This window comes from Gammaproteobacteria bacterium (genome assembly GCA_013696315.1).
Lineage (GTDB): Bacteria > Pseudomonadota > Gammaproteobacteria > JACCYU01 > JACCYU01 > JACCYU01.
The window spans coordinates 1-10,080 of the sequence record JACCYU010000120.1 but is presented as its reverse complement, the minus strand read 5'-3'; the positions used below and the strand labels follow the sequence as shown (position 1 = coordinate 10,080).

At 56.7% G+C, this 10,080-nt stretch carries 10 protein-coding genes and 1 pseudogene; 5 read left to right on the top strand and 6 right to left on the bottom strand.

Annotated elements, in window-relative coordinates:
• Window positions 1-110 precede the first annotated feature (110 nt).
• On the bottom strand, window positions 111-527 hold the full coding sequence (locus H0V34_07495) for a hypothetical protein (GenBank protein ID MBA2491544.1): 417 nt from the start codon (window positions 525-527) through the stop codon (window positions 111-113).
• A 475-nt stretch (window positions 528-1,002) separates the two neighbouring features.
• Here H0V34_07495 and H0V34_07490 point away from each other — a divergent pair, with 475 nt between their 5' ends.
• Complete coding sequence (locus H0V34_07490; GenBank protein ID MBA2491543.1) at window positions 1,003-1,779, top strand: DUF4239 domain-containing protein; 777 nt, start codon at window positions 1,003-1,005, stop codon at window positions 1,777-1,779.
• 102 nt (window positions 1,780-1,881) lie between these two features.
• Here the strand turns inward: H0V34_07490 and H0V34_07485 are convergent.
• Window positions 1,882-2,145 (bottom strand): annotated as a pseudogene (locus H0V34_07485) (cytochrome P450).
• Window positions 2,146-2,229: 84 nt separating this feature from the next.
• On the opposite strand from H0V34_07485, the gene H0V34_07480 reads away from it, so the two are divergent.
• The 4 genes from H0V34_07480 (at window position 2,230) to H0V34_07465 (ending at window position 5,024) form a co-directional block, all read left to right on the top strand.
• Window positions 2,230-2,880 (top strand): DNA-3-methyladenine glycosylase 2 family protein, encoded by a 651-nt coding sequence (locus H0V34_07480; GenBank protein MBA2491542.1) that lies wholly within the window; start codon window positions 2,230-2,232, stop codon window positions 2,878-2,880.
• Between the two features lie 173 nt (window positions 2,881-3,053).
• Window positions 3,054-3,437 (top strand): hypothetical protein, encoded by a 384-nt coding sequence (locus H0V34_07475; GenBank protein MBA2491541.1) that lies wholly within the window; start codon window positions 3,054-3,056, stop codon window positions 3,435-3,437.
• Between the two features lie 264 nt (window positions 3,438-3,701).
• Window positions 3,702-4,592, top strand: a complete 891-nt coding sequence (locus H0V34_07470) for an alpha/beta hydrolase (GenBank protein ID MBA2491540.1) — start codon at window positions 3,702-3,704, stop codon at window positions 4,590-4,592.
• Between the two features lie 267 nt (window positions 4,593-4,859).
• Complete coding sequence (locus H0V34_07465; GenBank protein ID MBA2491539.1) at window positions 4,860-5,024, top strand: hypothetical protein; 165 nt, start codon at window positions 4,860-4,862, stop codon at window positions 5,022-5,024.
• Between the two features lie 411 nt (window positions 5,025-5,435).
• On the opposite strand, the gene H0V34_07460 is transcribed toward H0V34_07465, so the two are convergent.
• The 4 genes from H0V34_07460 to H0V34_07445 form a co-directional block, all read right to left on the bottom strand.
• Complete coding sequence (locus H0V34_07460) at window positions 5,436-6,677, bottom strand: 50S ribosome-binding GTPase (GenBank protein ID MBA2491538.1); 1,242 nt, start codon at window positions 6,675-6,677, stop codon at window positions 5,436-5,438.
• A gap of 98 nt (window positions 6,678-6,775) precedes the next feature.
• On the bottom strand, window positions 6,776-7,681 hold the full coding sequence (cysD, locus tag H0V34_07455; protein MBA2491537.1) for a sulfate adenylyltransferase subunit CysD: 906 nt from the start codon (window positions 7,679-7,681) through the stop codon (window positions 6,776-6,778).
• Window positions 7,682-7,914: 233 nt separating this feature from the next.
• Window positions 7,915-8,646, bottom strand: a complete 732-nt coding sequence (locus H0V34_07450; GenBank protein ID MBA2491536.1) for a phosphoadenylyl-sulfate reductase — start codon at window positions 8,644-8,646, stop codon at window positions 7,915-7,917.
• 159 nt (window positions 8,647-8,805) lie between these two features.
• Window positions 8,806-9,921 (bottom strand): anthranilate phosphoribosyltransferase, encoded by a 1,116-nt coding sequence (locus tag H0V34_07445; GenBank protein ID MBA2491535.1) that lies wholly within the window; start codon window positions 9,919-9,921, stop codon window positions 8,806-8,808.
• Window positions 9,922-10,080 lie beyond the last annotated feature (159 nt).

Here is a 10,080-nt window from a genome sequence, read left to right as displayed (position 1 = left end):
CCAGCGTGAAGGCGAGCCGCCGCCCGTTCCTGGCATCGATGTACCCGGCCAACGCCTGCGCATCCAAGACAGCGTTTTCACGAGCTTCTCCGTCTGATCGAGCCAATGTTTCAGCCGTGGATCACGGCGCCGATGATGACGACAACATAGCTCACCAGCCAGATCGAATTCGTGATGATGAGCGGCCGCGCCCGATTGACGATACCGTACAGCAGCCAGAACACGGTAAATGCCAGAAACAGACCCCAGGTGCCGAGATTCAAGTCCTCGGCGCTCCGGGTCGTATAGATCTGAATAATCTGCGGGACAGTAGAAAGTGGCGCGATGATGCCGACGACAAAAGCGCTTCTATCGATGAATCGATTGAAACGAGACCGACTGGAATCGTGCTGAAACTCTTGCGGAGCATCGCGCGCCCGCGGAATATCGGGTTGATGAATGATGCCACCCCTGTCACGCCCGACATGTGCGTCGGTACCGAGTGAGGATAGTACAAGGGCGCTTTTATGCGGGGCAAGCGGATACAGAAAAGTGCAAACGCCAGGTCATCAGTATAAATGGCGGTCGAGCGGCACGCGATCCTGGCCATGGCCGCCGCGCCGGGCGGCTCTACACCCTTAATATCGCCTCGACACATCGTCCATGTCGCCGCGCTGGTTGAAGGATGGCAGAATTGCTTCCGGCATTGCATGCTTCTTACGAACACGAGGATTGAAAAGATATGGGGAAGAAAAAATGGTCAGAAAATCTATAATGATCACCCCCAAGACATCGATCCTCCATGCTTCCATTACTGGGTCGTGAATCCTCAAGAGATGACTGGTGAATTTTACTACGAAGGTGAGTCGCAAGATGGCTCGGCGGGCGCCAGGACGGCCCGGACGCGAGCAGATCCCGAATGTTTCGCAAGAACTCGATGTTTAATCGGCGTCCGCGCCCAGTTTCTTAGCCTCGTTCATGTTGATACGGTACAAGATTTGTTCAGGTTCATGAGCGCAGAGAATGGATGAATGGCTTCTCTCCAACGTGCCCACGTGGCTTCTAACTCTTTTAGCCATTGGTGGCACGATTTCACTGTCGGTCGCCGCCATGTGGCTGGTCCGTCCCATCGTACAAGCTGCGATGCAGGGCCATCATAATGAGGTCGCCGGGTACATCTTTTCTGTCGTCGGCGTTCTATACGGCGTGCTGCTGGGATTTCTCGTCATCGCCGAGCGGCAGGCATACCATGAGGCGGCTGTTGCCACCAATCAGGAGGCGGGCACGCTGGGAGCGATCTACCTTGAAACGGTGGCGCTGCCGAAATCGATGCGAAACGAAGCCCAGCAGGCGCTCTGCGGCTATGCGCGCACCGTGGTGAAGAGCGAGCTCCCTTCGATGCAGGCTGGGGAGCGAACGAGGTTGACGGCCGCTTCACCCACCCATCGAGTCTTTGTCGTCTATAGAACGCTTTCCCCGTCAAATGCGCTGTATACCTCGTCATTCGACCTCTTGAGTTCGCTGGAAGAATATCGCAACGAGCGCTTCTCCAGCAATGAGGTTGCGATGCCCGGGCTCTTCTGGCTGGTGCTCTTGCTGGGTGGCGCAATTACGATCGGTTTCTGTATCCTCTTCTACATGGAGAACGGGTTGATACAGACTATCCTGGTGACAGCAACATCGGCGATGGTCGCCTCCTCGCTATTGCTCGTCCTCGTGCTGAGCCATCCATTTCTAGGCGCCACAAAGATTGATACCCCCAATCTCCTGAAGACAATAGCTTCCTGCCCCGCGCCTTAGAATATCCGAAATGGCATAGGCGCCTGCTCTGTTCCCCTGATGGGCAGGTTTCACGCCGTCCTCTTGTTTATTGACAGGAAGATCCCCGGCAGCGCCGCACAATCAGAAAATAAGCGGTAAGGCTTCGGGACCGCGATTGCCGGCGTTCCGGTACCATTGGATCTCGCTGCTCTCATCCAGTCTTAAATCTGGCATCCGCCGGAACAGCGTCTCCAGGGCGATGCGTGTTTCCTCTCGGGCCAAATGCGCCCCAAGGCAGCCGTGCGGGCCGTGGCCGAAACTCATGATCTTGCCAGGCTTGCGCGTGATGTCGAAGCGCTCCGGATCGGGAAAATGAGTTTCGTCCCGGTTTGCCGAGGCAAGTGAGAGTCAGAGCCCGAACTTAAAACGCGCCCGACCTGCTAATCTGTTTTCATGCCAAGCGCTGCACAAGTCACTTCGATGCTACCAATGACACTTTCTCAGACAACATTGGCTGAGGGTCTCCAATGGCTTTGCGATCGTGATCCACATTTGGCCGTCATTCTCGATGACCTTGGCGCGCCGCCGTTATGGTCGCGCGAGCCGGAATTCGGGACGCTGATCTGTATCATCCTGGAACAACAGGTATCGCTTGCGTCCGCCAGAGCAGCTTATGATCGCCTGCTTGCCGCGGTCTCATTATTGACGCCGGAGTCCTTCCTCGAAATTGACGATAGCGCGCTAAAACGCATTGGTTTTAGCCGTCAGAAAATCACCTACAGCAGATATCTGGCGCAGTCGATTATTGGTGGCTTACTCAACCTGGACGCATTGAGCGCCTTGGATGATTCGGCGGCGCGCGCGGCGTTGGTTAAGATCAAAGGCATTGGGCCGTGGACGGCGGAGATTTACCTGTTGATGGCGCTGGGCCGGCCGGACGCATGGCCACGCGGAGATCTTGCTTTGGCCGTGGCGGTACAGAAAGTTAAGTGTCTGGCTGCTCGGCCGACACCAGACACGCTGGAAGAAATGAGCACACTATGGCGGCCGTGGCGCGCTGTAGCAGCACGGTTATTCTCGCACTATTATTTGCATACGCCTAAGCAATTGGTGACGCGCACTTCCATGCGGCGACAATAACAGCGATACCTTCCAGTCAGCCGCATTGGCTTCGGGTCTGCGGTGTTTTGTAGGCTTTTTTCTAAATGACAGTTGACAGAATGGCCTCATTGACGTAGGGTCATCATTAATGCTGCGGTGCATCAAGAAGCCGTAGCGTTACTATCTTCCCCCCGCTCTTTAGGAGACGTTAAATGAACTACGCTTTTGATCTTTACAACGTATTCGCCAAAACTGCCGCTGATAGCACGCGTCAATTGGTTGAAATCAATTCCCGCACCTACGAAAAGCTGTTGAAACGGCAGATTGAGCTAACCAGTGACGTCATGGAAAGCGCTGTCAAGCAGGGCGTGTCTCACTACATGAACGCGCAAAAGCAACTCATCGAGGAGTATGCCGACAAGGCGCAGCAGGCCAACAAGGACACGGTCAAAATCATGACTCAGGCGCAGAACGAGTTGAACAGCTATCTGGAAGAGCAATTGCCCGCCGCTATGGACCAGGTGAAATCGGTCGTCAAGGACGCGACCAAAGAAGTCGCTGACAACACTCGCTCCACAAGCAAGAAAGCGGCATAAGTCATAAGAGCAAATACTTTCTCGGAGAGTCACCCAGGGAATAAGCTCAGGGAGAGACACGGAAGGGTCGCACAGCAACGAGAGCCCCATTTTGGTGGGGCTTTTTTATTTTCGGCCAGATTAGTCCGGCTCTAGAACCGCGCCGATCTGATTGCTCTGCCACGAGCCGAGCATATGTCATTTTGATCCTGTTAAGGAGCGCCCGCCGTGGAAAGTTTCGAACTCATCGTTTTTGTTGTGTTGGCCGCGATAGTTGTTGCGGCCATGTTTGCGTTTGTCCTATATCGCACTCGGCAAGTGGAACGTGACAATCCGCCTGTAGGGCAATTCATGGAAGTTGATGGTGTCCGCTTACACTATCTAGAGCGCGGCCAAGGCCAACCCCTCGTGCTGCTGCATGGCAACGGCAGCATGATTCAGGACTTTGACATTAGCGGTCTTGTTGATCTCGCCACTGAGCACTATCGGGTCATCGTCTTTGATCGCCCTGGTTATGGCTACAGTGCGCGTCCGCGCGGAGGCAAGCCATGGGACCCCAAGGCGCAAGCTGACCTGTTGCACAGCGCTCTTCAGCGTCTACATGTGGAACGACCCATCGTAGTAGGCCATTCGTGGGGAACCCTGGTCGCTGTATCAATGGCACTGGATTACCCCGCTTACGTGCAAAGCCTGGTGTTGCTCTCCGGCTACTACTACCCCACGGTCCGCTTCGACGTACCCATGATGTCAGCGCCCGCCATCCCCGTACTCGGGGATATCATGCGTTATACGATTTCACCCTTGCTCGGGCGCATTATGTGGTCTGGTGTCCTCAAGATAATGTTCGGGCCGTCCGCAGTGCCGCAAAGATTCGAGCGTTTTCCTGTCTGGATGGTACTGAGACCGAAGCAACTGCGGGCAAGTGCCGCGGAGAGTGGACTCATGATCCCGGCCGTCTTTGTACTTCGCCGTCGCTACGGTGAGCTGACAATGCCAGTCACGATCATGGCGGGCGCCGACGATCAATTCGTCAACTCTACAAGGCATTCCGCACAGCTGCAGAAAGAACTCCCGCAGAGTGATCTTCGCTTGGTGCCCGGTGTGGGTCACATGATCCATCAGCTTGTTCCGCGTGAGGTCATGGCGGTGATCGATTCAATGGCGAAAGGAGCCTAACCATGCCGCATTACATACGCGTTCAATCGCGCAGAGGCTTGCAAAGTGAAGTGAAGAGGTTTTCTTATTTTGTTCGGCTCATCGCCTGTGTTGGTACTTGAGTTTTCACGGTTCCTCGAGGACAAGTGGACGGTCCACGATCAAACCTCGATGAATCCTTCCAAGCTATGCGGGTTCCGCTCACGTCTCGACTATTCGTGGTCTGTCCCCTATTGTTGAGCGCGGCTGTCCAATGGTGGTTGCCGGATTACTTGAAAAGGATCGTTTATGAACGAAGAGATCAAACGCCACCTTACGGCTATCCTTGAAAGGCTGGATGGGTGGGAAAGCGGTGGCTGGGAGGAATACCAAGCAACAGAGAAGATCCCATCTACCGCGACTGGTTCGATCCGGACCACGTATTCTGGATCGCGGATCGCATTTAAGGAATAAGGGCAAAAAACGAATACTTGAGACGTGAGCGGAGCCCGATGGCTGGCAGGCTCAATTAATGTTTTATCCTCGTCTGCCCTCTATTTGCCCCCCCATTAATCCCTAGCGTTCGCAGCCATCCCCATACTTGTATTTATTCATTTGTATTTCTTCTGGGAGCATCGCGGTTCGGATAACCTGTCTGAATGGAACCAGGTAAATCTGCGAAGGATGTCTCAAGGAAGCTCTGAACAAGTGTCATTTTGAAGCGGCGCGAGAAATCTTGCGCCACGATGAGACTACTTAACTCAATCAGTTACAAGATCTCTCCCTCCGGTCGAGATGACAGCGTGTGGCTTAATTAGAGGCTCCCCAACAGAACGCATCCCGCGCGTGCCGCGCGGGATGCAATTTTAGTGTTTGAATGCAGCCTCAAGCCACCATGCCGGCGCCCACCGTCTCGTGCGTGAACTCGTCGATGAGGATCAGGCTGCCGGTCGCGCGGTTCTTGCGGTAGCTATCCACCATCAGGGGGCTCGACACGCGCAGCTTGACCTTGGCGATGTCGTTCATGCCAATCTTCTTGTCGTCCTCGATGCGCTTCAAGGTGTTGATGTCGAGCTTGTAGGCGATCTCCTTCACCACGGCGCGCACTTCCTTGGTGGTGTGTCGCAGTGCGTATTTGCCACCCAGGGTCATCGGCTTCTGATTAAACCAGCACATCATCACATCGACATCCTGGCTGATCGTGGGCTGATTGTTGGGCTTGACCAGCATGTCGCCGCGGCTGATGTCGATATCGTCTTCTAGGGTGATGCATACGGACATCGGCGCGAACGCCTCTTCCTGCGTCCCTTCCAGCGTGTCGATTGATTGAATCCTGGTGGTGAAACCCGAAGGCTGAGCCAACACTTCGTCGCCGGGGCGGAAAATGCCGCCCTCGATGCGCCCCATGTAGCCGCGGTAATCGTGTAGCGCGTCGGTCTGCGGGCGGATCACGCCCTGTACCGGAAAACGCGCGTCGATGTGATTGTAATCGCTGCTGATGTGCACATTTTCCAGGGTGTGCAGCAGGGTCGAGCCCTGATACCACGGCATGTTGTTCGACTTGATCACGACATTGTCGCCGACCAGCGCGCTGATCGGAATGTAATGAATTTCCGGTATGTCCAGCTTGGCGGCGAAGTCATCGAACGAGCGCTGGATGCGCTCGAACACGGCGCGGTCGTAATTGACCAGGTCCATTTTGTTGACGCACACCACCAGATGGTGAATCTGCAGCAGCGACGCGATATACGCGTGCCGGTAGCTCTGCTCGACCAGACCATTGCGCGCGTCGACCAGCACGATGGTCAGATTGGAGGTGGACGCGCCGGTGACCATGTTGCGCGTGTACTGCACGTGTCCCGGTGTGTCGGCGATAATGAATTTGCGCTGCGGCGTGGCGAAATACTTGTACGCCACGTCGATGGTAATGCCCTGCTCGCGCTCGGCGCGCAGCCCGTCGGTCAGGTGCGCCAGGTTCGCGCGGTCGTCACCGCGCTGCGCGCTGCCGCGCTCCAGCGTTTCCCACTGGTCTTCGAAAATCGACTTGGAATCGTACAACAGCCGCCCGATCAGGGTGCTCTTGCCATCGTCCACGCTGCCCGCCGTGGTGAACCGCAACAGGTCCATGTCCAGATAACGGGATTCGGAAAAATCGGTCTCAGTCGTCGCACTCGTCATTGTTTCGTCCCTTAAATAAAAAAGTAGCCCTGCTTAATTAGCCCTGACTAAAAGTAACCCTGGGCCTTGCGGTCTTCCATCGCGGAGTCTGAACGCTTGTCGTCGGAGCGGCCCCCGCGTTCGGTTACGCGCGCGGAGGCGACCTCGCGGATGATGTCTTCGATCGAGTTTGCATTCGACACCACCGCGCCCGTGCAGGTCATGTCGCCCACCGTGCGGAACCGAATCTGCATGTCTTCGTAATGCTCGCCCTTGAGCAGGCTGATGTAATCGCTCTTGGCGAGCAGCATGCCTTTGCGATTGACTATCTCGCGGTTGTGTGTGAAATAAATCGACGGAATGTCGAGCTGTTCGCGCAGGATGTACTGCCACACATCCAGCTCCGTCCAGTTGCTCAACGGAAAAACGCGGAAGTTTTCGCCGACATTTTTTCTGCCGTTGTAGAGATGCCAAAGCTCGGGTCGCTGATTCTTGGGGTCCCACTGGCCAAACTCGTTGCGGTGGGAAAACACGCGTTCCTTTGCGCGCGCTTTCTCTTCATCGCGCCGCGCGCCACCAAAACAGGCGTCGAATTTGAATTCCTCGATGGCGTCCAGCAAGGTGACGGTCTGCAACGCGTTACGGCTTGGGTTCGGACCTTTTTCGTCGGTCGCCCGACCGTTATCGATGGAATCCTGCACCGTCCTGACGATCAGTTTCGCGCCTACCTCCTTGACCAGTCGATCCCGGAACTCAATCGCTTCATGGAAATTGTGCCCGGTGTCCACGTGCATGAGGGGGAACGGAATCTTGCCGGGCGCGAACGCCCGCTGGGCGAGCCGCACGAGGCAAATGGAGTCCTTGCCGCCTGAGAACAGCAATACCGGGCGCTCGAACATCGCCGCGACTTCTCGCATGATGTAAATCGCTTCGGATTCCAGCAGTTGAAGATGTGAAAGTTTGTAGGATTTCATGACCTGATCCGTGTGGTTGTGAAATATTAGTAAGTTAGTAAGATTGTGTAACAGGGATGCCGAGCATTTCAGGCGTTCCCCTCTTTAATATTTATGGCGCATTCATTTTTTATGCCGGTTATTGGCAACCATTTACCCGTTAATGGTCGACGCCCGGTTCTGGGAGCGAAGTTTACTACGAAAGGCGGGTTGTTGCAGGGCTGAGCGACAGGCGGGCGTCAGCTACCGGGACATCAAGTCCCCGTATCGCCGTTGGCAATGTGCAGACCGCACTCCTTCTGCGTCTCTTCCTCCCACCACCAGCGGCCCTCGCGCTCGTGCTGATGCGGCAGCACCGGGCGGGTGCATGGTTCGCAGCCGATGCTGACATAACCGCGCTCATGCAGCTCGTTATACGGTACGTTATTGGCGCGGATATAGGCCCACACCTGCTCGGAACGCCAGCCTGCCAGCGGATTGAATTTGATGAGCGGGTGCTCGTCGGTGCCGTAAGTCGTATCGATCTGCACGATAGGCACGTCCAGCCGTGTCGGGCTTTGATCGCGACGCTGTCCAGTGATCCAGGCGTCAACGGTGGCGAGCCTGCGTCTCAAAGGCTCGACTTTGCGGATGCCGCAGCATTCATGATGCCCGTCCTCGTAGAAGCTGAACAGCCCTTTGCGGCGCACCAGATCCTGAAGCGAAAAAGTATCCGGCGAGAGCATTTCTAGGTTGAGACGGTAGTGCTTTCTGATGTGCTCCAGATAGCGATATGTCTCCGCGTGCAGACGCCCCGTATCCAGCGAGAACACCTTGACCTTGGGATCGATGCGCACCGCCATGTCGATCAGCGCCACGTCCTCGGCGCCGCTGAACGATATGGCTACGTCGTCGCACGACTCCAGCGCCAGGCGCAGGATTTCGCGCGGATGCCTGCCTTCGTGGATCTTGGCCTGACGGCGGATTTCGAGCGTGGATAAAGCCATTGCGCTGCCTCGTGCTGAAACGTTGCCAACGCGCCTCCATTCATCGTTCATTGAATATTGACCATCCTGGCGCGCGCATTGGTTCAGTCAAGCTAGCAAAAGCCGTGGAGGTCGGAAAGGAATTAATACGAATATGGTTATATTGTTTTCAATATAAACTTAGCCGTCGGTGAACTTCGCGCGCGCGGCGCCCGTATCCAGCGCACTTCTCACGACTTCGGCTGCCGCCCGCAGCGTATCGAAGCGCCGCAGATGCGTGAGTGCGATCGCGCCGCCGTACACGAGACTGTCGCGCGCGGCGCCCGGTTCGCCAGCCAGAGCCGCGAGGCCCGCTTGCGCGGCGGCGCTTGCCGCGGAGTCGGTGCCCAGCGCGCTTTCAGGATTGTCTTCGATTTTTTGCCCCACCAGAGCCGAAGGCAGCGGCAATGCGCGGAACGGGTAGTCGATGTTCAGGTCCGCGGGGTTGACCTCGCGCGACTCCAGTTCGCCGCCCTCGTGATAGACATGCACTTTTGCCGGCTGCCGCAGTGATGCCAGCACGCCACCCTCGATGCCGCGGATCACCGCGGCCGACGCAAACCCGCTCGCACGCGCCAGTCGCGCATAAACCGGTGGATACGCCTTGTGGACGTAGCCTGTGAGCAGATGCGTGCGTTGGCGGCCGCGCACCGGCCCGGTCAGGTTCTCGACCGTGGAGATTACCGGGCGTTTGACGATCAGCGCGCGCAAGCCAGTCAATGCATGCAGCGCGGGACAGAACGCTTGCTGGTCCACATACCCCCAGCCGGTGAGCGCATTGCTCAAGCGCGCCGCCGCCTGCCGCACATCGAGGTCCACGTCGATCCCGGCGGCGCGCAGCACCTGCCGGGGTGTAACGCCGAATTTGGGCGCTACGGATTCCAGCCCGTGACTGATCGTCGGCACACCGCAGGCGGCCAGCACGGCCGGCAGGAACGGTGACACTGGCAAGCACCGCGCGAAGCCGTCGTAAGGGTCGGCGATGTCCAGTACGTCATCGACGTCCGCCGTGGCCGTTGTCGTGACATCGGCGATCGCGCGCAGCGCGCCGGCATTCTCCGCGTCGGTTTCGCGCTTCATGCGCAGCGCGATCAGGAATACGCCACTTTGCACCGGATCGACGGTGCCCGCGAGAATATGACGCATGGCGCCGTAAGCCTCGCTGAACGACAAGTTCTTGCTGAACTCGGGGCCGGTCGCGATTTTGCCGATGCAGGCGTGCAGATCGCGGACGCTGGATGACTCTGCGGTGGACATGGGGATAATGAAAATTCTTGACGTAAACTATAGTCGATCACGATGTTTAAGGCATGGCAACCTGAATTGCCGCGTGCGTTCAACTCCCGGCCAGCCGGAATCGCTAGATGCAATATTTACCTGTTTTTATGAACATCGAAGGCCGCCCGTGTCTCGTGG